Here is a 23,756-nt window from a genome sequence, read left to right on the forward strand (position 1 = left end):
TGTCAATAAATGGATAAAGTTCCAGCAATAGAAACGGGGAGGGTACTCGCTTTCCGTCAGGCGCAAACAGCACGGCACGAGGGAAACGGCGGGCGCTCTTTTTGAATTCCGACGAATATTTACTAGAATCGACTTGTAATGTAGGGCGAAAAATGGTAAAAATAAAGTAACTTGCGAAAAAATGCAGGAAAAACGGCAGGAGGCGGTATGATGGACGTGTTCCAGACGGGAAATTGCGGCGAATTTCCCCTGTCCCTCAGTCAACAAAATATTTGGTCGTTGGAGCAGGCGTGTCCCGGAACGTCCATCAATAATATTTGCACCACTCTGCGCATTCGCGGCAGAGTGGATTTGACTGTTTTACAGCAAAGCGTGGATTTGGTTTTGGCGGCGGATGCGTCGCTGCGCACCCGGATTGCTTTGCACGACCGCCTGCCGGTGCAGTATCAGGCTGCTTTTGTACAAGAGCAGTTCCCGGTGTACGATTTCACCCAGACCAGCCGGGAGGGGATTGAAAACTGGGAAGCGGCGGTGACGCGGGAAACGATTCCACTGCTGGAGGGGCCGCTGTACCGGTTCCTCCTCTTTCGCGCGGGGGAGCAGGACGGCGGGCTTGTGATGAAGCTGCATCACATCATTTCCGACGGCTGGACGCAGATTCTCCTGTGCAATCGAATCGGACAGGCGTATCTTGATTTGCTGGCAGGCAAAGAGGCCGCGATAGACCCCTGCCCAAGCTATGAACTGCACGTCAAAGAGGAGACGGAGTATCTCAAGTCCCGGGCCTATGGGCGGGACGAGGGGTACTGGTCGTCCGTGCTGGAGCGCTCGGGGGAGCCGTCCGTGCTGAAAAGTGTGAAAAGTGCCGCTGCCAGTCCTGTGGGACGGCGGAAGAGCTTCCGGCTGCCCCAGGCGCTGAACAACGCGATCTACACCTACTGCGCCCAAAACCGCGTGGCGCCCTTTACGGTTTTTTATCTGGCTCTGGCCATCTATTTCAAGCGGATGGGCGGCGCGGAGCGGTTCACCATCGGCGTGCCGATTTTCAACCGCACCGACTATCGCTTCAAGCAGACCAGCGGGATGTTTGTAAATACCCTGCCGTTTTTCAATGAACTGCATGGGGACTGGACGCTGCGCCAATGCGCGGAGAACCTTGGCGAGCAGTGGCTGGAAATGCTCCGCCATCAGCGGATGCCCTTTCCTCATATCCAGCGCCTGGCCCAGCGCTCCGGCAGCGGAGACGGGCGGCTTTTTCATATTGCCCTGTCCTATCAAAATGGGCAGATGCGCTCCAGCCGGGACGCGTCGGTGTCCTTTTCCGGGCGCTGGCATTACAGCGGCTACCAGATGGAGCAGCTTTGCATCCATCTGAGCAACGTGGAGGAGGGGCACCGCTACGCGGTGGACTACGACTATCTCACGCAGTTTTTTTCCCAGCGGGAGATTGAGGACCTGCATGGGTGCCTCATGAACATCCTGCGGGAGAGCCTTGCCTCGCCGGATGTGCCCGTGTGCCGCCTGCCAATTCTGGAGGTGCAGGAGCGGGAGCGGGTGCTCTACACCTTCAACCGCACGGACACGCCCCTGTACGATGAGGATTTGTATCAGCGCTTTGCCGACGCGGCGGCCCGCCACCCGGACCGGGCCGCTTTGATCTGTGCCGGTGGGCGCACCACATACCGCCAGTTGGAGGAAGTTGCCGCGCAGGTCCAGTCGACGCTGGAGCCTGTTAGCAAGCAGCCCGGACTGGCGGCCGTTTTGCTGCCCAGAAAGCCCGGATTGTTTGCCGCGATGCTGGGGATTCTGCGCGCCGGGTGGGCGTTTGTTCTGCTATCGCCGGACCTGCCGGAAAACCGCTTGCGGGAAATCCTGCGCCAAAGCGGCGCGGCAGTCCTCATCACGGAGGGGACGGCGTGCTCCGCAGCGGTGGATTTGGGCCTGCGCATGATCGATATGGAGCATTTGTCCGCCGGAACCCTTCCGGCGCGCTCCGCGCAGCCCTCCGACCTTGCTTATGTGGTGTATACCTCCGGCAGTACCGGTGCGCCCAAGGGCGTGGAGATCTCCCGGGGGAGTCTTTTGAATCTGGCGGACGCCATGGCTCCGGTGTATGGCTCCGGTGCGGTCGTGTCCCTTTGCAGCGTGGGTTTTGACGCGTTTTTGCTGGAAAGCGCGGCGGCGCTGCTCAACGCCCGGACGATCCTTCTGCCGGAGGACCGTGATCTGGAGTCCCCCGGACGTCTGGCGGAGCTGATCGAAGGATACGGCGTGGGCTTTTTGTCCATAACGCCCTCCCGCTTGTCGGCGCTCATGAAGCACCCGAACTTTCGTCGGGCGCTGCGCCGGATGGAAAGTCTGGTCTGCGGCGGAGAGGCCTTTCCCAGCGATCTTTTGCAGCGGCTGCGCCAAGCCACCCATGCCTCGATTTACAACCAGTACGGCCCGTCGGAGGCCACGGTGGGCGTGAGCTTGAAGCGGCTGAATGAGGCGGCGGCCATTACGGCGGGCGCGCCCATGCAAAATTGCCGGCTCTATGTGCTGGACGCGTGGATGAACCCGCTTCCGGTGGGCGTATACGGCAATCTCTATATTGGCGGACTGTGCGTGGGACTGGGTTACCGCAACCGCCCCGACTTGACGGAGGAGTGCTTTTTGGACAGCCCCTTCGAGCTGGGCGAGCGGCTCTACCGCACCGGCGACACCGCCTGCTGGACGAGCGAGGGCGAAATCGTTTTGGGCGGTCGCACCGATCGGCAGGTCAAGCTGCGGGGACTGCGGGTGGAGCCGCAGGAGGTCTCCGCCTGCCTGTGCACGCATCCCCAAGTCAAGCAGTGCGCGGCGGTGGTTTTGGAGCAGGCGGGCGAGAGCGTTCTGGTGGCGTATTATACCGCCGAGCGCCCGGTTCCGGAGGAGGAACTTCTCTCCTTTGCGGCCTCGTATCTGCCCCACTATATGGTCCCCGCCGCCATCGTGCGGGTGGAGACCATCCCGCTAACTGGCAACGGCAAGGTGGACGAGGCCAAGCTTCCCGTTCCCTCGTTTACGGTGAGCGGAAATTCCGCGCCGGAAACGGAGACGGAGAGGACCGTGCTGGCAATTTTCGCACAGGTGCTGGGAAAACCCGATCTGGGCGTGCAAAGCGACTATTTCCTCTGCGGCGGCAATTCCCTCAACGCCATGGAGACCATCAGCCGCATCGCGGAGACCGTCGGCCCCATGCTGCGGGTGGCGGACCTCTATACCTGCCATAACGCGCGGCGCGTGGCCGCGCTGCTGGAATCCCATCGAGGCGCGGCCGCGCCCGCGCCCCATCTGCGTCCCGCGCCCAAGGCGGACCGCTACCCCCTCTCTCCTGCCCAGCAGGGGATCTACGTCCAGTCCTGTCTGGACCCCACGGGCGTTGCCTATCAGATGCCCGGCGCTTTCCGGATGGCCGGCGTACCCGACCTTTCCCGCTTGCAGCGGGCCTTTGCCCGGTTGATCGAGGAGGAACCGCTTCTGCGCACGGCGTTTGTGCAGGAGGCCGACGGCATCTTCCAAAGAGTCGCGCCGCAGGCTTCCTTTGAGCTGACCGCCCTCTCCGGCGGGGACTTTGCGTCCGTCTGCAAGACGCTGCTCGCGCCCTTCCATATGGACCGCGCGCCACTGCTGCGCGCCACGGTGTGGGAAGAGGAGGAAGGCAAGTGGTCCCTGCTCATCAATTTGCACCATATCATCGGGGATGGGCTGACCACCCCTGTTTTGATGCGCCGTCTGGACGCTTTGTATCAAGGCGGCGCGCTCCACGAGAGCACGTTAAGCTATCTCGATTACGCGTGGCAGCGCTCTGCGGAAAAGCGCGGCGACGAACGCGTGGAGTACTGGAAGCAGCATCTTTCCCCGCTGCCGGAGCCGATGGAATTGCCCACGGACTTTGCAAGAGGGCATCACTTCGATTACCGGGGCAATACCGCCGCCCTTACCCTTGACCCCAAGCTCAGCGCGGCGTGTGACGCGTACTGCGCGCAGATGGAGCTTTCGCCCTACATGCTGTTCCTCGCGGCTTTCGCCCTGCTGCTCTCCCGCCTTTCCGGCCGGGAGGATCTGATCGTGGGCGTGCCTTCGGCGGGACGGCTGCTGCCAGAGACCCGGGAGATGTGCGGCCCCTTCATCAATACCCTGCCGCTGCGCCTCGCCCCCGCCGCCAATGTCAAAACAGCGGAATATCTCCACGCCGTGCGAAACGAGGTCAACGAAATGCTGGATCATCAGCAAATCGGACTGGAGGAGATCGTGGCGGCGCTGGACCTGCCCCGCAGCCTGGCGCAAAGTCCCCTCTATCAGGTGATGTTCACCCAGCGCCCGCTGGACGCGGACGCCTTTACACTGGGCGGAGAGAAGCTGACGTACCGCCCCATTCCCACCGGAACGGCAAAGATGGATTTGGTGGTGGAGCTGGCCCGGGAAGGGGACGCGTATACCTTCCAGGCGGAGTATGCCTCCAGTTTGTATGAGGCGGAGACGGTGGCTTATTGGTTCCGGTGTCTGGAGCAATTGATCCGCTCCTTCCTGACCGGCGCGGAAAAGCCCCTGTGCGAGCTTGGCGCGCTGGCACCTCAGGACCGGATCGCGCTGATCGACGCGCCGAACCATACGGTGACGCCCTTTGTCAATTTGCCGCTGCATGCCTTTATCGCGCAGGAGGCGGAGCTGGACCCGGACGCCGGCGCGCTGATTTTCCACGATACCGTGTATACCCGCGCCCAGCTGGAGAGCATGGCCTGCCGCATCGCAAACCTTCTTTGCGCGGCGGGGGTGCAGCATGGCGGGAAGGTTGGCATCGCCGTGAAACGGGGACCGCTGCTGGTGGCCTCCATGGTGGGTATCCTCAAGGCGGGCTGCGCGTATGTCCCGCTGCTATCCTCCTTCCCGGAGCAGCGTTTGCGCTATATGCTGGAAACCGCCCAGATCACCCATGTGCTCTGCGACGAAGAGACCCGGTCCGCCCTGCCGGGGGACCTTCCCTGCACGCTGGTGGACGTGGCGGGGCAGGCGGAGGAGACCTTTACGCCGGTACCGGTCACGGACGGCGACCTTTGCAATATCCTCTTCACCTCCGGGTCCACCGGAAAGCCCAAGGGCGTGATGCTCTGCCACCGGTCCGTATCCAATATGTTTTTGAGTATGCGCCAGCTGATGGCCCGGGCGGACGGTCCCATTCTGTGCACCACCAATCTGGTGTTCGATACCTTTGTCGCCGAGACGCTGCTCTCCCTCGCCATGGGCAAGCAGCTGGTTATGTGCGACGAGGAGGAGATGATGCTCCCGTGGAAGCTGGCGGAGATCATTTTGCGCCACCATGTGGAGATTGTGCAGTTTACCCCCGCCCGCTTCCAGATGTGCCTGAGCAACGACGCGTTTTCTCAGGCGACGAAGCACCTGAAGCTGGTGCTCTTCGGCGGGGAACTGCTCACGCCGCTGCTGCTGGGAAAGACCTGCGAAGCAACAGACGCCATTACCGTCAATATGTACGGCCCCACGGAAGCCACCGTTTACATGACGATGGTGGACGTGCGTCCGGGCAGGCCCGTCAGCATCGGCCGTCCGCTGAAAAACGGGCGGATCTACGTGCTGGATGACGAGGGCCGCCCGGTGCTGCCCACCGCCTACGGCGAGCTGTGGCTTGCCGGCGAGGTGCTCTCGGCAGGATATATCTCCCGTCCGGACCTCACGGAAAAGGCGTTTTTGCCCGACCCGTTCTTCCCCGGCGAGCGCATGTACCGCACCGGCGACATCGCCCGGATGCGGCTGGACGGCTGCTATGATTTCCGGGGCCGCCGGGATAGTCAGGTGAAGCTCAACGGCCAGCGGGTCGAGCTGGAGGAAATTACCGGGGCCATCATGACCTCCGGCTGTGCGCTGCTGGCAGCCACGGTGCCGGTGCGCCACAGCGACGGGTCCATGCAGCTTTGCGCCTTCTATCAGCCAAACCCCAACGGGCGCGGCGGCAAGGAGGAAATTCTCAGCCACATGCGCGCCGTGCTGCCGGTCTATATGCTGCCCTCCCGCATTGTGGCGCTTTCCGCAATGCCGCATACCGCCTCTTCCAAGATCGACCTGCGCACGCTGACGGAGATGGCCGCGTCCTACGACGGCGGCGCGGAGGAGCCGAACGAGACTGCTCCGGAGGAGCGCACACCCCAAATGGTTCCCGTGCAGGCTTTGCAGACCCCGCCGCAAGCGGCTCCGGTGCAGACACTGCCGCCGGTGATTCCTCCGCAGACCGCGCCTGAGGCGGTTTCTCCCAAGGCTGCGCCCCAGACGATTCCTCCGCAGGCTGCGCCCCAGGCGGTTCCTGTGGCTGCGGCGGCGGAAGCTGCCCAAACGCCGCCTGCCGGGCAGGAGGACGATCTCAAAGCGCTGTTGCTGGGGCTTTGGGAGCAGGTCCTCGGCCGGAAGGGACTGCGGGACGATTTGCCCTTCTTTGCCCAGGGCGGCACATCTCTTGCGGCGCTGAGCGTGCTCAGTCACTACCATAACCACAAGCTGGTCATGTCCCTTCAGCAGTTTTACGATCATCCCACAGCGCGGGAACAGGCCGCGCTGCTAGAGCCAAAGGGCGCGCCCATGGAGCATGCGCGGACCATAGAACTGTGCCGGGCGGAACCCCCGGCCCCCGTCGCGCCGTCCGGGGACGAGGGGGCGTCCGCCGCCCACATGGAAAAGGCGGCTGCGCAGTATCCACGCCTGGTGCCGGAGCTGCCCCGGGGAAAAACGATTCAGAAAAACGTGGGCACGGTGCTGCTCACCGGGGCCACCGGCTTTTTAGGTGCCCATGTGCTGCGGGAGCTGCTGGACGCGGGCGCCCAGCGGGTTTTCTGCCTGCTGCGGGGCGGAGACCGCCAGAGACTCCTGGATACGCTCTCCTGGTATTTTGGAAGCGGCTGGACCGGCGGCTGCGCCGATGGGATCGAGGTTTTGTCCGGCGACATTACGAAAGCCGGACTGGGCCTCACACCGGAGGCGTACCGGCAGGTTTCGGGCAGCCTGTGCGCGGTGTGGCACTGCGCCGCCGATGTGCGGCACTATGCCGCCGATGAAGAGGCGTTTTTGCGCACCAATCTGGCCGGTACGGAAAATCTCATCAAGCTGGCCCGCGCCGCCTGCGTGCCGCTCTACCACATGTCCACCGGCAGCGTTTCCGGACAGCGGCTGGAGGGAACGGACGAGTCGGCCGTCTTTACGGAGGCGGATTTCTGCATCGGGCAGGACTGGCGGTCCAATTTGTACGTGAGAAGTAAATTCCTGGCGGAGAACGCGGTGATGGAGGCGGTGCGTGCCGGGCTCACGGCGCGGATCTTCCGTCTGGGGCGGCTGGTGGGCCGCAGCAGCGACGGAACGTTCCAGAAAAACCCCGAGAGTAACGCCTTCTGGCTGACCATGCGCGGCATTCACGCGCTGGGCGCCATTCCCGCTGGGATGGCGTCGGCTCCCGTGGAGCTGACGCCGGTGGACTGGTGCGCGGGGGCGGCGGTGGCGCTGCGCAACGCGCCGATGACCGTTTATCACCTTCAAAATCCGGAGCCGTGCACGCTGGAGGAGTCCGCCCGGGCGATTGCGCCCTGGCTGGAGGTTTTGCCCGACGGCGAATTTTCCCAGTGGATGGAGCGCGCCTTGAAAAAGGAGAACAGCGCCCTGCTCTCCCCGCTGATGGACTTCCGCCAGCGTGCGCAGACTTCCCCCGCCACCGTTGCGATTACCAATGAGCGCACGATGGAGCAGCTGGAGAAGGCGGGCTTCCACCGGAGAATTCCAGACCCTGCGCGTATTTTGCGCGCATTCCGCTATGACGAGGCCCAGCGGCTGGATCGGAGGGAGTGGGACCATGATATCTGACCGGATCACCGTTGTATGCGTTCTCCTGTTGGGCGTCATTGCACTTTTTTTCATCTGGAGTCTGAAAAAGCGGCAGCGACTGCATTTGCTGCATCGCATCTACCTCTATTTGATGGGCTTTTATGCAATTTGGATCTCGACGCTCATTGTGATGCGATTTACGCCTCTGGAGCACGAGACGATGTTGTTTATTCTGGATGGCTTTACCCAGTCGGCGTATTTTTGCGCGGTGCTCTACCTGTGCATTGCCATTGTGTTTGCCCATGGCTGCGAAAAACTTCCACGCTGGTGCTGGCTGCTGTTCATCATGCCGGTGGCCACGCTGCTGGTTTGCTTCACAAACCCGCTGCATCATCTGCAATATGTCAAGTTCTCCATCATTCGCAGCGAGGTGATACTGGGCCCCTTCATGAAGATATCCGGCACGTACTGTTACCTCTGCATCATCGCAAGTATCGTCCTGATGATCAATTTTGCCCGGAAAAACACCAGCGGGCTTTACCGCAAGCAGGCACTGCTGTTTTCACTGGGCGGTCTTTCACCGCTGCTGGTAAGCGTCGCGGCCACATGGACCAACGCAAACCTTTCCATCGCGGCCACGGCCATGGGATTCATTCCTCTGATCGTGTGCAACGGCATTGCCATCTATCAGCTCCACCTGCTGGATATTATGCCGGTGGCCACGCAGCGTCTGCTGGACTGGATCTCCGACTGCTATGTCATCCTGAGCGAGAAGGGACTGGTCATCAGCTACAACAAGCCCTTTGCGGAGATGTTCGCCTCTCAATACGGCATTGCGGAAAACCGGTATCTGCGGGACTGCGTCAAAGAGGAGGACGTGTCCAAAAAAACGGCGATTTACAACATGATCATGGCGGTGGAAGCCTGTGAAGAGGCGCAGTCCACCATCTCTTATGAGCAGCCAGCCACCTTGGTCCAAGACGGCGTGGTGCAGAAAAGCTATTACATCACGGACGTCTCGCCCCTGGTCATCAATGAAAAAGCGGCTGGCTATATCATCATTTTCAAGGATATGACCCAACTGAAAAAAGTATGCAGCAGCTCCAAAGCAACGAAAAGCAAATGCTGGAGCATGAGCGCTTTGCGTTTTTGGGCCAAATGATCGGCGGTCTGGCGCACAACCTGAAAACGCCCATTATGAGCATTTCCGGCTGCATTGCGGCGGCGGACGGGCTGATCGACGAGTGTTTGCAAAGCCTGGACGATCCTGTGGTCACGGCGGACGATTACCGGGAGATTTACGGCGAGATTCGCGACTGGCTTGGAAAGGTGCAGGACGCGTCTGCCTACATGTCCGATATCATTACCGCCATCAAGGGGCAGGCCACCAACGTCAGCGCGTCTGAGGAATCCGTGTTCACGCTGGACGAGCTGATCAAGCGCACCACGCTGCTGATGCGCCACGAGCTGGTCTCCAGCGGCTGCACGCTGATCCCGGAGTGCGACACCCGGAAAAACATCACCCTGCGGGGCGACATCAACAATTTGATTCAGGTGATGGGCAATCTGATCTCCAACGCCATCTACGCGCAAAAACAGGTGGGCGGCGGAAACATCATCATCGGCATGAACGAAGAGGACGGGCAGCTGATGCTCTATGTAAAAGATACCGGCACAGGAATCCCGGAAAATGTTCGGAAACGGCTCTTCAAGGAGATGGTCACCAGTAAGGGCACCCAAGGCAGCGGACTGGGCCTTTATATCTCCAACGCTGTGGTCCGCGGAAAATTTGGAGGGTCCATGTGGGCGGAAGAAAATCCGGGTGGAGGAACGATCATCGGGATGACGATCCCGCTGGATGAAACCAACCACGGACGGGCCAATGTCGTAAAAGGAGGCGATGCGTTATGAGACAGCATAAAGCAAAGGCGGCGGAAAACACGTTTTCCATCCTTGCGCTGGACGACGATCCCATCATGACCTCAACGGTGCAGGCGTATTTCCAGCGTTCGGGCTATCATGTGGACGTTGAAAACAATCCGCTGCAGGCGATTGAACGGGTGCGGAACGGGCAATACGATATTTTGCTGCTGGATTTTTTGATGACGCCCATTTGCGGCGATCAGGTGGTAGAAGAGATCAGAAAATTCAATCGGGAGCTTTTCATCATTTTGCTCACGGGCCACAAGACGATGGCTCCGCCTATCCGCACCATTCGCGCACTGGATATTCAAGGCTATTATGAAAAAAGCGACCGATTCGACCAGCTGGAGCTGTTGGTGGAGTCCTGCGTAAAATCCATCCGCCAAATGCGGACGATCCAAAGCTATCAAAACGGCCTTTCCTCCATTATGGAGGCGCTGCCCGGCATCTACCAGCTGCAAAGCGCAGAGCATATCATGGAAAACGTGATACAGGAAGTGACGGGCTTGCTGCACTGCACGGGCAGCGTCCTTGTGTTGGATCTGGTCCGCTGCGGAATGCGCCATGACGAGGCGGGGACGCGCCGCTATCTTTCCTCTGCCGCCGGAACGCAGGTGTCTGCGCCGGAGGAGAGCGCGCTGGAGCCGCTTTTTCAGGAGCTGGAGAAAAACGGACGGGTGACGGCGGAAAAGAAGATGACTTTTCCGCTGACCAACGGGACGCAGGCAATGATCGGCTTTCTAAGCGTTGAGCTGAAGGAAGCGGTGGGATACGATCATCTCCAGCTGCTGGAGGTGTTCACACGTCAGGTGTCGGCGGCCCTTTCCAACATTTTTCTTCACGAACTGGTGCAGGAAAAAAGCAAGGAGCTGGATCGGGCATACAGCCGCCTGCGGAACAACTATGCCGAGATCATCACCACGGTGCGCGACATCGTGGACGCAAAGGATTTTTACACCCGCAATCATTCCGACCGCGTCTCCTTTTACGCGGTGGAGCTTGCAAGGCGCCTGGGACGGAGCGAGACCTACTGTACCCGGCTGAAGGTGGCCGGACTCTTTCATGACATTGGCAAGCTGTCGATTCCGGATGAGATCCTTTCGAAAGCGGATACGCTGACGGACGAGGAATTCGCCGTCATCAAGACGCATCCGGTCCGGGGAGAGAAGCTGCTGTCCGGAATCACCGGCTTTCATGATATCCTCCCAACGGTTCGTGCCCACCACGAGCGATACGACGGCCATGGGTATCCGGATCAGCTTGCCGGCACGGATATTTCGGAGCAGGCCAGAATCATTACCGTTGCGGACTCCTTTGACGCGATGACGTCGGATCGCAGGTACCGCGACAGTTTGGGCTTTGAGCGGGCAATTGAGGAACTAAAGAGAGAAAAAGGCGGCCAATTTGATCCTGCGCTGGTAGACGTATTCGTGGGACTGGTAGAGGAGCCGGGCTTTCTTGAGCGGGCAGCCAAAGCGGACCATCAGGGATACGACGCTGCCATGTGGGATAAAATAGAGGAGCTGAAATCATGATAAACATGCCAAATGAAAAGCCGGACTATCAAGCTCCGTGCTATGATACCTTTCCTGAATTTTTAAACGGGATCGGTGCGCTTTTTGCAAAAAGACCCGCCCTCTCCTGGTATACGCGGCGAAAAGAGGAATACGGCTATACATACCGGGAACTGGTGGATCGGGTCCGCGCCCTGCGGGAGGCCATCTGCGCCCAAGGTCTTGCGGGGGCGCACATTGCCATTGCCAGTGAAAACAACGCGGAGTGGCTGGTGACCTTTCTGGCCGCCGTTTCCTGCGGCTGTGTGGCGGTGTGCCTGGATATTGAACAGTCGGATGAAGGCATCCGGGATATGCTCCGCAGGGCGGATGTCCGGGCTGTTTTTCTGTCGTCCACCTTCCTTGGCATCTGTGAGCCTCTGCTTGCAGAGGGCACGGTGGAAAAGATCGTGCTGATAGAGGGAACGCAGGAGGGCGTGGCCACCAGCGAGGAGCTGTGCGCGCTTGGCTTTGCCCGTCTGAACGCCGGGGAGGACAGCGCGGCGGATATTGTGGTCCGGCCGGATCAGACTGCCGTGCTGGTGTTCACGTCCGGCACCACCAGCAAATCCAAAATCGTCATGCTCAGCCAGAAGGCGGTTTTGCAAAACGTGTATGACGGCGGCTCCTACGTTTGTTTTCAGGAAAAGGTGTTCACCGCGCTGCCGTTCTACCACGCCTACGGACTCAGCTGCGCTGTGCTCATCTCGTTTCAGCAGGGAGCGCACCTTTACATCAACGGGAATCTCAGAACGGTCATGGCGGAGCTTCATATGGCGCAGCCGGACACCATGCTGGCAGTGCCCTTGATGGTGGAGACCATCCACAACCAGATCTGGCTGAACGCGGAGCGGGCCGGGAAAGCCGCCGGGCTGCGGAAAGTTCTGAAAATGAACGCGGTCACCAGAAAGGTGGGCGTGCCATTTTGCGGGAAGGTTCTGGAGGATATCCGAAAAAAAGCGGTTGGAAATTTGAGCCTGATTATCTGCGGCGGCGCGCATCTGAGCCGGGAGATCTCTGAGGAGTTCGACCTCTTTGGCGTGCAGATCCTGCAAGGTTACGGCATCTCGGAGTGCTCTCCGCTGATCTCGGTCAACCGCAGGAAGGCCAACAAGATGGGCTCTGTCGGTTTGCCGCTGCCAACCGCGCAGGTGAAGCTGGTGGAGGGCGAGGTGTATGCCCGGGGTCCCTCTGTGATGCAGGGGTACTACCACGACGACGAGGAGACCGCCGAGGCGATGGAGGACGGCTGGTTCAAAACCGGAGACCTTGGATATCAGGACAAGGACGGATTTTTGTATTTGACTGGCCGGAAGAAAAATCTGATTGTCTTTAAAAACGGAAAAAAGATTTCCCCGGAAAAGCTGGAAAACCTTTTTGCGTCCATTCCGCTGGTGAAAGAGGTCATGGTGTACGGAGCGGCCAGCGGCACCTCGGTGGATGATGTAAAACTGACGGCCAGCATCTATCCGGACCCCGAACGGATACAGGGCATGACTTCCTATGAAATTTTGAATCTGCTGCAAAAGGAAGTTGCTAAAATGAACGCGGAGCTGCCCACCTATCAGCAGATTCAAATGGTGACCATCCGGGAGAAGGAATTCCCCAAGACCGGAACAAAAAAAATTAAACGCTACGTGGAATGACAGGAGAGATTGCTCAATGCTGCAACTGATTGAGGAGATTGTTTATCAGGTCACCGGAAAGAACGGGCTTACCTACGATACCGATTTCGTTCAGGACCTGGCGCTCAATTCCTTTGATGTGATGAATATTATCGGAAAATTCGAGGACCACTTTGATACCACCATCCCCACCCGGGATGTGTGGCATCTGCATCAGGTAAAAGATGTGATTGATTATTTAGCCGGCAGAGGCTTTACCCAGCCTTAACCGATGAACGATCAGGGAGCGGATGTGCTGATTTACACCTGTCCCTTCGGCGGCGGCGCGGAGGAATCCCACCGCCTGCTGTACCGGGCGGCAGCACAGTATACCGGCGCGGCGGAATGCCGCTGGACCATTTCTCACGGGCCCAAGGGCAAGCCGCATTTCACCCAGATGACCGACGTGCACTTTAGTATCACGCACAGCGGCGCTTTTTGGATGTGCGCCTTTTCCGACCGGCCGGTGGGACTGGATTTGCAAAAACACCAGCCCTGCCAGCGTGAAAAACTGTCGAAACGGTTTTTCCATCCATGGGAGGACGCGTTTTTGAACCGGCGCGGCTATTTGAATTTTTTTGAGTTGTGGACCGCGAAGGAAAGCTACGTAAAATATACCGGGCAGGGCATCACGGAAGAATTGGAGAATTTTTCGGTGGTAAGCCAAACGGGGGAATTCCCGCATTTGGCGGGGGTTCAGTTTCGGCTGCTGCCCTGGCAAAAGGAGTACGCGCTGTGCCTGTGCGCACAGGAAATCGGCGCCGTGCATCTGACGGAGCTGTAAAGGAAACGGCGGCGCGGAATACGGATGACGGAAGCGTCATCCGTCCTATATGGCGCTATGCAATCAAACGGGACCGCTCTGCCATGGCAGGGCGGTCCCGTTTTCATATGGTTAAGCCGCTATGATAGCATAGCATTTTCAATGCATCTGGCAGCATATGTGGCAAGGCGCGCGCCTTTTGTGGCGTCGAAACTGGAGATGGCTTTGATGAGACCGATGGTGCCGATGGAGATCAAATCTTCCTGATCGGTGCTTTGCGTATAATACTTCTTGACAATGTGCGCAACCAGGCGCAGGTTTCGTTCGATCAGCGCGTTCCGGGCTTCGGCGTCCCCTTTGGCGCAGCGCTGCAGGCAATCCTGTTCCTCTGCGGCGGAAAGCGGCTTTGGAAAGGAACCGCCGCCGGACAGGCGCAGGGTAAACAGGAGCGTGTTGGCAAATAACAGCAATGCGGCAGACAGCATAGTATCTCCTCCTTGCTCCTTTCTATGCGGGCAAGGGAAGTCCTCATACGGGTTTTGCACTGCTTGCGGAGATATGTTATACTGATTTGCAAACAGGAAAGGGAGGCGGCGGCAGTGGCGTGGTTTGTTTATATGCTTGCGTGCGGAGACGGGTCGCTGTACACCGGCTGCACCGACCATGTGGAGCGGCGGCTGGCAGCGCATCAAAGCGGCAAAGGCGCCAAGTATACCCGTAGCCATCTGCCGGTCTCTCTGGTTTATCAGGAGCGGGTGCCGGATAAGTCTGCCGCGCTGCGGCGGGAGCTGCAAATCAAAAAACTCAGTCGAAAAGAGAAGTGGGAACTGATCAAAAAGGAGGAACATTGCAAAATGGAAATGCGCAGAAAAGACCGGCAGCAGTCCGCGGAATTTGCATGGAGCGTGGTGGACAAGTGCGCGTATGCCTTTTTGGCCATGACCGCAGTGGATGGCAGAGCCTACGGCGTGCCGCTGACCATCGTCCGGGATGGGGAGACGGTTTATTTCCACAGCGCGCTGACCGGACGGAAGGCGGACGCCCTGCGAAAGAATCCGAAGGTGTGCTTGAACTGCGTGGGACAGGCGCAAATTCAGCCCGAGTGCTTTTCGGTCCGCTATGAATCCGCCGTCGCCTTTGGCAGCGTGGCGGAGATCACCGACGCGGCAGAGAAAAGGAAGGCGCTGCGGCTGCTGTGCCTCCGACACACGCCGGAGAGCATGGACCGCTTTGACTCCGCAGCGGACGCCGCCCTCGCCCAAACGGCGGTGTGGCGTCTGGCGGTGGAGGAGATCACCGGCAAGGCCAGAACGTAACACGGACGCGCCGAAAAACGGATACAAACAAGGCCACACAGCTTTCGCTGTGTGGCCTTGTTTGTCATTTTGCTTCCCCAAAGCTGGAACGCTTTCCGGAAAACCATAAAACCGGACTGCGGGCTGTTTGGGCACGCGAGAGCGGCAGGGCGCGCCTTTTATTCCGCTTGCAGGTGGATCACGCACTCGCTCAGGTTATAAAAAGGCTCTGCCATGGTGGGGGTCAGGCCGTCCAGCACATCTGTCTGCATGAGGACGGAGGCGGATTTGAAGCAGACGGGCAGGATGGGGGATTGCGCCCGCAGATGGGTGCACAGGGCCTCCATCGCTGCGGCGCGGTCTGTGGCGGCGGACAGGGCCAAAAGAAGCTGGTCCGTCTGGGGATTGGACCACCGTCCGTAATTCAGCGCGCCGCCGGTGGAGAGAAGCCCTGCGAGATTCCAATCGGCAGTGAGCTTCACTTCGCCGAAATAGAGGTCGAAGTTTCCCGCGGACAGGGCGGCGGCGTAAGCTTCCCATGGAAGGGCGCTTACCTTCACCGGAACGCCGGCCGCTGTTAAAAAGGAGGAAAGATACTCCGCCACGGAAACCTTGAAGCTGTTTTCCTCGTTGACCAGCAGCGTGAGTGTGTGGCTGGGGGTGTATCCGCTGGCTGTAAGCGCGGCAGCGAAGTCGTCTGCCGAATAGCGCGCTTCCAGAGAGACGGGATAGAGGGAGGAGCGGGGAGAAACGGGAAACTGCGCCGCAGCGCCATGACCGGAGAGAAAGGCGCTGACCACATAGGAGCGGTTGAAGCCCTTCCAGAGCGCCTGACGGAAGGCGGCATTGTCCAGCGGAGCGCGGGTGGTGTTGCAGCCAATATACAAAAGGGTGGTGGTATCGGCGTCCAGATAGCTGGTATTTCCAGTGGCGCTGATGGAGCTGGTACCGATGAGGTCGGCGGTGATGAGCTGGACGTCGTGAGAGGTGAAGCGGTAGAGCATGGTGTCCCGGTCCGCCGCCTCCACAAGGGCGATGCGGTCTATCGGCTGCCTGCCGCCCCGCCACCAGGATTGATTTGCCACCAGATAGGCCCTCCCGTCGCTGACGGAAAAGAGATAGGGACCGGTGCCCACCGGCGCGGCGTCCTTCTCCGTGCCGGCCTTTACAATGGGGACGTCCAGCAGGGCCGGAAAGCCGGTGTTAGGTCCGCTGAGAGAGATGGTAACGGTGTTACCGGCGGCGGAGATGGAGACAATCCCGGCAAAGCGGGCGCGGTAGCGCTCGGCGGAGCGGGCGCGGTCCAGCGTGGCCTTTACGTCGGCGGCGGTCAGCGGCGCGCCGTCGGAAAAGGTGATCCCCGATTTCAGCACGAAGGTATAGACGTATGCGGCGGAATCGTAGGTGTACTGCTGGCACAGCCATGCTTCCGGTTCCAGCGCTTCGTTCAGGCGGAACAGCCCTTCGTACAGAAGGGAAGAGACCGTCTGCTGCATGCCGTCCGGGCAGGAGACCGGGTCCAGAGACTGGTCGGGCGCATAGGGGAGAGCGAATACCTTGGGGAGAATGGACCGGGTCTCGGTGGTTTGGGGGGCGCTTTGACCGGATTGGACGGGGGTGAGGCCCTCCACCTCGGGAGGCGCCTCCTGCCAGCAGCCGGTCAAAAGGACGGCGGCCAGCGAAAAAGAGAGAAGCACCTTCAAAAAATGGCGGTTCATAGACCCTCTCCTTCGGTCAGGGCGATCATGGCGATCTGGGCGCCCCGGCGTTCACCCATTTTTCGGTGGGACCAGAACAGGTCCGGACGGCAGGCGGTGCAAAGACCGCAGGTGTCGATCCGCTCCGGCGAAAGCCCGGCCCGGAGGAGCCACAAACGGTTCAGTCCCGCGAGGTCCACGTGGTATTTTGCACCCCGCTCCACGAGATAGGGCGCGGCCTCAGCGCCCAGCGCCTGCACCATGGCGTCCGGCACGTCGCCGTCGGTTTCAAAGCAGCAGGAGCCGATGCAGGGACCGATGGCGGCCACCAGATCCCGGGGGTGGGAGGAAAAAGCGTCCTGCATTGCCTGGACGGTTTTTTCCACAATGCCCGCCGCGCAGCCCCGCCAACCGGCATGAATGGCGCCGACGGCGTGTTGAACGGGGTCGTGGAGCAGCAAAATGCCGCAGTCGGCGGAAAAGACCACCAGCGAAAGACCGCGCTCCCGGGTGATCAGCGCGTCCGCCGTGTAGTCCCGGGGGGACCACAGGCCCTTCCCGGCGTCCTCCGTATGGCAGACGCGGACAGTGGCCTCGTGGACTTGGCGGCTCAGCACCACCTGGGCGGGGTCGGTCCCGAGAGTAGCGCAAAAGCGGCGGAAATTCTCCTCCACGGCGGCGCTTTCGTCTCCCCGTCCCACGCCCAGATTCAGCGTGTCAAAGGGGGGCGCGCTGACGCCGCCCAAGCGGGTGGAAAACCCGTGGGCAATGCCCGCTTGCGCCGCGAGGAGGGGGGATTTCAGGCAGGAGAGGGTGTGGGATTCAAAGGACATCGGCGTTCCTCCTTGAAACGAGAGAACGCCCCCCGCCCTCCGGCAGGAGAGAACAGGGGGCGTTGATGATTTGATTGCAGTGCTTTCCGGAATCCGGGCCGACTTGCAGAGGAGGGGACGCTTAGTCCGGATGGTATTCCTTGCAGTCGCACTTCTTCCACTTCAGACCGCTGCCGCAGGGGCAGGGATCGTTGCGGCCGATCTTCACGGTCTTTACGGGCTGCTTTTTGGGAGCGGTGTCGTCGCCGCCCACATTTTCCACCATGCCCTTGGCCACGCGCTCCCGCTTGACTTCCTCGTCCTTCTTCAGCCGCACGGAGTACAGCCGACGGACGGTCTCGTCCTGCAGGGCGGAGACCATCTCCTCGAACATGGCGAGGGATTCCCGCTTGTAAGCGTCCACGGGGTCGTTGTTGCCGTATGCCTGCAGGCGGATGCCCTGCTTGAGATCGTCCATGGCGTCGATGTGGTCCATCCAGTACTCGTCCACCACCCGCAGCATGATGACCCGTTCCAGCTCCCGCATGATGGGCGTGGTGATTTCGGATTCCTTGGCGTCGTAGGTGCGCTCGGCGGCCTCGGTAAAGAGGTCCGTAAAGTCCTGCGCGCTCTTACCGGAGAGTTCCTCTTCGGTAAGGGAAACGGCGCCGGGGAGGAAATAGGTGCCCTCCAGACTCCGCAGCATTTCCTTGAAGGCCGCCATGTCCGGCGTGGGATGCTCCGCCAGCACCAGCGCCACATGGCTGGAGATGGACGCGCGCATCATGCTCAGCACGGTCTCCTTGAGGTCCTTGCCGTCCAGCACCTGACGGCGCTGCTCGTAGATGAGCTCCCGCTGCTTGTTCATCACGTCGTCGTATTCCAAAACGGATTTCCGGGACTGGAAGTTCCGGGATTCCACGGTGGTCTGGGCGTTTTCAATGGCCTTTGTCAGCATCTTGTTTTCGATGGGGGTATCCTCGTCGAGGTCGAACTTCTCCATCATGTTGGTGATGCGCTCGCCGCCGAAAAGACGCATCAGATCGTCTTCCAGAGAGATATAGAACCGGGTCTCGCCGGGGTCGCCCTGACGGCCGGCACGGCCGCGGAGCTGGTTGTCGATCCGGCGGGACTCATGGCGCTCCGTACCGATGATGAAGAGACCGCCGGCAGCGCGGACCTTTTCGGCCTCTTCGGCAATCGCGGCCTTGTGCTGGGCCATTTTTTCGGCGAACAGTGCCCGGGCGGCGAGAATTTCCTCATCGGCGGTTTCGGCATAGCCGGTGGCGTCCACAATCACGTCCTCGCTGTAACCGGCCTTCACAAGATCCGCCTTGGAAAGATATTCCGCGTTGCCGCCCAGCATGATATCGGTGCCGCGGCCCGCCATGTTGGTGGCCACGGTGACAGCGCCCAGCTTGCCGGCCTGCGCAATGATCTCGGCTTCTTTTTCGTGGTTCTTGGCGTTGAGCAGATTGTGCGAAATGCCCTCGCGGGTCAAAAGTGCGGAGAGCATCTCGTTTTTCTCAATGGATACCGTACCCACCAGAATGGGCTGTCCCTTTTCGTAGCACGCCTTGACCTGATCGATCACGGCGCGGAATTTGCCCGCTTCCGTCTTGTACACCACGTCGTGGTGGTCGTCTCTCTGGTTGGGGCGGTTGGTGGGGATCTCAATGATATCCAGATTGTAGATGGTGCCGAATTCCTCCTGCTCGGTCATGGCGGTGCCGGTCATGCCGGAGAGCTTGTCGTACAGGCGGAAATAGTTTTGGAAGGTGATGGTGGCGAGGGTCTTGTTTTCGCTGTTGACGTTCACGTGCTCCTTGGCCTCAATCGCCTGATGAAGCCCGTCGGAGTATCGGCGGCCGAACATGAGACGGCCGGTGAACTCGTCCACAATGATGACCTCGCCGTCCTTGACGACGTAGTCGATGTCCCGCTTCATGGTGCCGTGGGCCTTCAGCGCCTGATTGATGTGGTGGCTGAGGGTGGAGTTGGAGGGGTCGGAGAGGTTTTCCACGTGGAAGAATTCCTCCGCGCGGGAGATGCCTCGGGCGGTGAGCGTGGCGCTCTTTCCCTTCTCGTCCACAACGTAGTCGGCGTCGATGTTGCTGTCCTCTTCTTCCTTGTTGTCCATCTGGACAACCACCTGCTTTTTCAGGCGGGAGACGAACATCTCGGCCATGTCATAGAGCTGGGTGGATTTTTCACCCTGACCGGAAATAATCAGGGGCGTGCGGGCCTCATCGATCAGGATGGAGTCCACCTCGTCCACGATGGCAAAGGCGTGGCCCCGCTGGACCAGCTCCGTGGAGTAGATGCACATGTTGTCCCGGAGGTAGTCGAAGCCCATCTCGTTGTTGGTGCCGTAGGTGATGTCCGCGGCGTAGGCCTCCTGCCGCTCCTTGCTGTTCAGCCCGTGGACGATGAGGCCCACCTTCAACCCCAGGAAGCGATGGACCTTGCCCATCCACTCGCTGTCGCGCTTGGCGAGGTAATCGTTGACGGTGACAATGTGGACGCCGCGGCCCGAGAGGGCGTTGAGGTATGCGGGGAGGGTGGCGACCAGCGTTTTGCCTTCACCGGTTTTCATCTCGGCGATGCGGCCCTGGTGCAGCACGATGCCGCCCACCAGCTGCACGCGGTAAGGACGCATGCCCAGCACGCGGTCGGATGCCTCCCGCACGGTGGCAAAGGCCTCCGGCAAAAGATCGTCCAGCGTCTCGCCGTTTGCGAGACGCTCACGGAACGCGGCGGTTTTGGCTTGCAGCTGCGCATCGGTCATAGCCTTGTATTCGTCGGCCAGGGCCTCGATTTTATCCGCAATGGGATAAATGGATTTCAACTCACGGGAGCTGTAATCCCCAAACAATTTTTTCATCAGACCCATAGTATTCAAAAACATCCTTTCCGATTTCGGCTCTTTCCTGAGAAAGGGAAGAAAATAGACTCATTATAAATAAAGAAACTCGCAAAAAAGCAAATGTAGCATATCACAATTTGGCATGGAATGCAAAGAAAAAAATGAAAACAGAGAAAAGTTCACAATCGGCGGGCAAAGTAAACGAAGCACCCGGCCTTTTTTCAGCGGTTCTTTGAAAAAAATGCGGCTGCGCTCGCCGCAAAATGGCGGGAGAGGCCGGGAAAACAGACAATCGACCGCAAACGTCGATTGTGCTTTCCTGCGAGGTATGGTAAAATACTAACAATATCATTTGAGCAAGGAGGACGTCCTATGAAACTCAGCTTTTTCGGCGCAGATCAATGTGTAACTGGCAGCTGCCACTGTCTGGAGGTGGGCGGCAAACGCATTTTGGTGGATTGCGGACTCCAGCAGGGGCGGGACGAGGTATCCAACGCGGAGTTTCCCTTTGCGGCGAACTCCATTGATTATTTGCTGGTGACCCATGCCCATATCGACCACACCGGGCGCATTCCCATGCTGATCAAGCAGGGCTTTCAGGGGCGCATCCTCACCGCCCGGCTGACGGCGGACCTGCTGGACATCATGCTGCTGGATTCCGCCCATATTCAAGAACAGGACGCGGAATGGAAAAACCGCAAGGCGGAGCGTTCCGGAGCGCCCAAGGTGGAACCGCTCTACACCATTGAGGACGCTTCCCGGGTCCGGGAATTTATGACGACGTGCGAATACCACCAGCAGGTGGCGCTGTGCGAGGGCGTGACGGTGGAATTCGTGGATGCGGGCCATCTCCTTGGCTCCGCCAGCATTCTTGTCACGGCCACCGAGGGCGGCGTGACGAAAAAACTGGTGTTTTCCGGGGATCTGGGCAACGTGGACCAGCCCATCATCCGGGACCCGACGCCGCTCACTGGCGCGGACTACGTGGTGATGGAATCCACCTACGGCGACCGGAACCACACGGAGGTCTGGAGCTATACCGACGATCTGGCGAAAATTATTGACAAGACCATCGCCCGGGGCGGCAACGTCATCATTCCCTCCTTCGCCGTGGGCCGCACGCAGGAGCTTTTGTACTTCATCCGGGAAATCAAGGACAAGCGTATGGTCAAAAGCAATCCGGATTTTCCGGTGTATATTGACTCGCCCCTTGCCAAGAAGGCCACCACCATCTTCACCGGCAATCTCCATGGGTATCTGGATGAAGAGGCGCTCTCGCTGGTGGCGGACGGCACCCATATGTTCAATTTTACGAACCTCAGAATGACGGAGACCGGAGAGGAGTCCAAGGCGCTGAACATGGACCCCACGCCCAAGGTCATCATCTCCGCTTCCGGCATGTGCGACGCGGGCCGAATTCGCCATCACCTCAAGCACAACCTCTGGCGCAAGGAGAGCACGGTGGTGTTTGTGGGCTATCAGGGCGAGGGGACTCTGGGCCGGACGCTGCTGGAGGGCGCGAAGAGCGTCAAGATGTTCGGCGAGGAGATCGCGGTCAATGCCGAGATCGAAAACTTCCAGGGCCTGAGCTCCCATGCGGACCGGGACCATCTGCTGGGCTGGATCGCCGGATTCAAAGAACCCAAGCCCCAGCATGTGTTTGTGGTCCACGGCGACCGGGAGGTCGCGCCCTTCTTCGCACAGACCATTGCCCAAATGGGCTTTTCCGCCCACGCGCCGCAGTATACGGAGGTCTACGATCTGATTGCAGACGCTGTGGTTTCCGCCGGATATCTGCCTGAGCGCAAGACCAAGACGGCTGCCGGCGTCAAGAGCGCGCCCGCTTACGAGCGATTGGTGGCGGTTGGACAGATGGTCATGGAGGCCATTAAACGCAGCAAGGGCCGGGACAATAAGACGCTTGCCAAGTTTGCCGATCAGCTTCGCCAGCTGCTGGAGAAGTGGGACGTTTAAAAAGCGCGGACGCCCGATATGGGCGGGCGCGGAAAGAGTAAAGGAACCGTTATGGAGAAACTGCTTTTAAATAAGGTCTACACGGGGACGGTAGAGGGCTATTCCAGCGAGGGGCTGGGGATCGTCCGGCTGGATGGGGCTGTGGTGTTTGTGCCGCAGGCTGTGCGGGGAGAAACCGTCGATCTGCGGATCACCAAGGTCATGAAAACCGTGGCGACGGGGGAGATCGTGAAAATTCACACGCCTTCCATGGAGCGGGTCAAGCCGGAGTGTCCCTATTTCGGCAAGTGCGGCGGCTGCGATTTCCAACACCTCACCTATCCGGAAGAGCTTTGGGCCAAACGGGCGCGGGTGCAGGACGCCTTGGCGCGCATCGGCGGCACAGACGTCCGGGTAGAGGAAATCCTGGGGGCCCGCGACCCGCAGCACTACCGCAACAAAAGCCAGTACCCCGTCGGACCTGACGGCGCCATCGGCTTTTTCGAGGCCCGGAGCCACCGGGTGGTGCCCATCCGCCGGTGTCTCATCCAGTCGGAGATCTCCGACCAGATCGCCCAGGCAATCGGGGAGTGGATGCGGCGCTATAAAGTTTCTTCTTACGACGAGACCACCGGCAAGGGGCTCGTGCGCCATATTTATGTCCGGGTGAACAAAAAGGGCGAGAGCCTTTGCTGTGTGGTGGTCAACGGAAAGCAGCTGCCCCGGGAGCCGGAACTGGTGGCGGCAATCTGCGCCGCCGCGCCCAAGACGGTGGGCGTGGTTTTAAACAGCAACACCGAACAGGGAAATGTGGTCCTGGGGCGGCGGTATCGCACGCTCTGGGGGCAGGATTTCCTAATCGATACGCTCTGCGGCCTTCAGTTCAAGCTGTCCGTGCCGTCCTTTTATCAGGTGAATCGGGAGCAGGCGGAGGTCCTCTACGGCAAGGCGCTGGAATTTGCCGCCCTGACCGGGGAGGAAACGGTGCTGGACCTGTACTGCGGGACCGGAACCATCACACTGTGCATGGCCGCAAAGGCAAAGCAGGTGATCGGAGCGGAGATCGTGCCGCCTGCCATCGAGGATGCACGGGAAAATGCGAAGCGGAACCAGGTCGAAAATGCGGAATTTTTCTGCGGCGACGCGGCGGATATGGCGGAAAAATGGAAGCAGGAGGGCCTGCGGCCCGACGTCATTACCGTGGACCCGCCCCGAAAGGGCCTGACGCCGGAGGTCATTGCCGCGATTGCGGAGATGGGCCCCCAGCGGGTGGTGTATGTTTCCTGCGACCCCGCCACGCTGGGCCGGGATATCAAGCTTTTTTCCACCTTTGGCTATCAGGCCGTCCGCGCCGCGGCGGTGGATATGTTCCCCGGCACACGGCACGTTGA

14 protein-coding genes are annotated in these 23,756 nt (G+C 59.9%); 10 read left to right on the forward strand and 4 right to left on the reverse strand.

Going from position 1 to position 23,756, the window contains the following annotated elements:
• Positions 1–207: 207 nt before the first annotated feature.
• The 7 genes from PHI30_RS06965 to PHI30_RS06995 are packed head-to-tail and all read left to right on the forward strand — an operon-like array spanning position 208 to position 13,763.
• Entirely contained in the window at positions 208–7,878 is a 7,671-nt protein-coding gene (locus PHI30_RS06965) for a non-ribosomal peptide synthetase (protein ID WP_300025791.1), read from the forward strand.
• Positions 7,868–9,001: a histidine kinase N-terminal 7TM domain-containing protein gene (locus PHI30_RS06970; protein WP_300025794.1), complete on the forward strand. Its 1,134-nt coding sequence runs from the start codon at positions 7,868–7,870 to the stop codon at positions 8,999–9,001. Before PHI30_RS06965 ends, PHI30_RS06970 begins: the two co-directional genes overlap by 11 nt.
• Positions 8,932–9,750: a HAMP domain-containing sensor histidine kinase gene (locus PHI30_RS06975; RefSeq protein WP_300025797.1), complete on the forward strand. Its 819-nt coding sequence runs from the start codon at positions 8,932–8,934 to the stop codon at positions 9,748–9,750. The genes PHI30_RS06970 and PHI30_RS06975 overlap by 70 nt, the downstream gene beginning before the upstream one ends.
• Positions 9,747–11,297 carry an HD domain-containing response regulator gene (locus PHI30_RS06980; protein ID WP_300025800.1) on the forward strand — a complete coding sequence of 517 codons (1,551 nt, stop codon included), beginning with the start codon at positions 9,747–9,749 and terminating at the stop codon, positions 11,295–11,297. Before PHI30_RS06975 ends, PHI30_RS06980 begins: the two co-directional genes overlap by 4 nt.
• Positions 11,294–12,961, forward strand: a complete 1,668-nt coding sequence (locus tag PHI30_RS06985; protein ID WP_300025802.1) for an AMP-binding protein — start codon at positions 11,294–11,296, stop codon at positions 12,959–12,961. Before PHI30_RS06980 ends, PHI30_RS06985 begins: the two co-directional genes overlap by 4 nt.
• 16 nt (positions 12,962–12,977) lie before the next feature.
• Entirely contained in the window at positions 12,978–13,208 is a 231-nt protein-coding gene (locus tag PHI30_RS06990; RefSeq protein ID WP_300025804.1) for an acyl carrier protein, read from the forward strand.
• A 3-nt stretch (positions 13,209–13,211) separates the two neighbouring features.
• Positions 13,212–13,763, forward strand: a complete 552-nt coding sequence (locus tag PHI30_RS06995) for a 4'-phosphopantetheinyl transferase superfamily protein (RefSeq protein WP_300025806.1) — start codon at positions 13,212–13,214, stop codon at positions 13,761–13,763.
• Positions 13,764–13,882: 119 nt separating this feature from the next.
• On the opposite strand, the gene PHI30_RS07000 is transcribed toward PHI30_RS06995, so the two are convergent.
• On the reverse strand, positions 13,883–14,227 hold the full coding sequence (locus PHI30_RS07000; RefSeq protein ID WP_367186352.1) for a sigma-70 family RNA polymerase sigma factor: 345 nt from the start codon (positions 14,225–14,227) through the stop codon (positions 13,883–13,885).
• 114 nt (positions 14,228–14,341) lie between these two features.
• Between PHI30_RS07000 and PHI30_RS07005 the strand changes: the two genes are divergently transcribed.
• Positions 14,342–15,058 (forward strand): pyridoxamine 5'-phosphate oxidase family protein, encoded by a 717-nt coding sequence (locus tag PHI30_RS07005; protein ID WP_300025808.1) that lies wholly within the window; start codon positions 14,342–14,344, stop codon positions 15,056–15,058.
• A 158-nt stretch (positions 15,059–15,216) separates the two neighbouring features.
• On the opposite strand, the gene PHI30_RS07010 is transcribed toward PHI30_RS07005, so the two are convergent.
• The 3 genes from PHI30_RS07010 to secA all read right to left on the reverse strand — a co-directional run bounded on the left by PHI30_RS07010 (position 15,217) and on the right by secA (position 20,439).
• Entirely contained in the window at positions 15,217–16,755 is a 1,539-nt protein-coding gene (locus tag PHI30_RS07010; RefSeq protein ID WP_300025810.1) for an ABC transporter substrate-binding protein, read from the reverse strand.
• On the reverse strand, positions 16,752–17,567 hold the full coding sequence (gene pgeF, locus PHI30_RS07015; protein WP_300025812.1) for a peptidoglycan editing factor PgeF: 816 nt from the start codon (positions 17,565–17,567) through the stop codon (positions 16,752–16,754). Before pgeF ends, PHI30_RS07010 begins: the two co-directional genes overlap by 4 nt.
• Before the next feature lie 121 nt (positions 17,568–17,688).
• The gene (gene secA / locus PHI30_RS07020; RefSeq protein ID WP_300025815.1) at positions 17,689–20,439 is read right to left on the reverse strand and encodes a preprotein translocase subunit SecA; all 2,751 of its coding nucleotides are present in this window, start codon (positions 20,437–20,439) and stop codon (positions 17,689–17,691) included.
• A 345-nt stretch (positions 20,440–20,784) separates the two neighbouring features.
• Between secA and PHI30_RS07025 the strand changes: the two genes are divergently transcribed.
• Positions 20,785–22,386 carry an MBL fold metallo-hydrolase gene (locus tag PHI30_RS07025; protein WP_300025818.1) on the forward strand — a complete coding sequence of 534 codons (1,602 nt, stop codon included), beginning with the start codon at positions 20,785–20,787 and terminating at the stop codon, positions 22,384–22,386.
• A 51-nt stretch (positions 22,387–22,437) separates the two neighbouring features.
• Positions 22,438–23,756 (forward strand): 23S rRNA (uracil(1939)-C(5))-methyltransferase RlmD (gene rlmD, locus PHI30_RS07030; protein WP_300025821.1); only part of this gene is annotated, 1,319 nt, incomplete at its 3' end.

The organism is Oscillibacter sp., assembly GCF_028693505.1.
In the GTDB taxonomy this organism is placed as follows: Bacteria; Bacillota; Clostridia; order Oscillospirales; family Oscillospiraceae; genus Oscillibacter.

What these genes read in the sequence shown, in the direction of transcription:
- PHI30_RS06980 (WP_300025800.1), top strand. Translation starts at nt 9,747, where the DNA reads ATGAGACAGCATAAAGCAAAGGCGGCGGAAAACACGTTTTCCATCCTT.
- PHI30_RS06970 (WP_300025794.1), top strand. Translation starts at nt 7,868, where the DNA reads ATGATATCTGACCGGATCACCGTTGTATGCGTTCTCCTGTTGGGCGTC.
- PHI30_RS07010 (WP_300025810.1), bottom strand. Translation starts at nt 16,755, where the DNA reads ATGAACCGCCATTTTTTGAAGGTGCTTCTCTCTTTTTCGCTGGCCGCC.
- pgeF (WP_300025812.1), bottom strand. Translation starts at nt 17,567, where the DNA reads ATGTCCTTTGAATCCCACACCCTCTCCTGCCTGAAATCCCCCCTCCTC.
- PHI30_RS06985 (WP_300025802.1), top strand. Translation starts at nt 11,294, where the DNA reads ATGATAAACATGCCAAATGAAAAGCCGGACTATCAAGCTCCGTGCTAT.
- secA (WP_300025815.1), bottom strand. Translation starts at nt 20,439, where the DNA reads ATGGGTCTGATGAAAAAATTGTTTGGGGATTACAGCTCCCGTGAGTTG.
- PHI30_RS06990 (WP_300025804.1), top strand. Translation starts at nt 12,978, where the DNA reads ATGCTGCAACTGATTGAGGAGATTGTTTATCAGGTCACCGGAAAGAAC.
- PHI30_RS06995 (WP_300025806.1), top strand. Translation starts at nt 13,212, where the DNA reads ATGAACGATCAGGGAGCGGATGTGCTGATTTACACCTGTCCCTTCGGC.
- PHI30_RS06965 (WP_300025791.1), top strand. Translation starts at nt 208, where the DNA reads ATGATGGACGTGTTCCAGACGGGAAATTGCGGCGAATTTCCCCTGTCC.
- PHI30_RS07000 (WP_367186352.1), bottom strand. Translation starts at nt 14,227, where the DNA reads ATGCTGTCTGCCGCATTGCTGTTATTTGCCAACACGCTCCTGTTTACC.
- PHI30_RS07025 (WP_300025818.1), top strand. Translation starts at nt 20,785, where the DNA reads ATGAAACTCAGCTTTTTCGGCGCAGATCAATGTGTAACTGGCAGCTGC.
- PHI30_RS06975 (WP_300025797.1), top strand. Translation starts at nt 8,932, where the DNA reads ATGCAGCAGCTCCAAAGCAACGAAAAGCAAATGCTGGAGCATGAGCGC.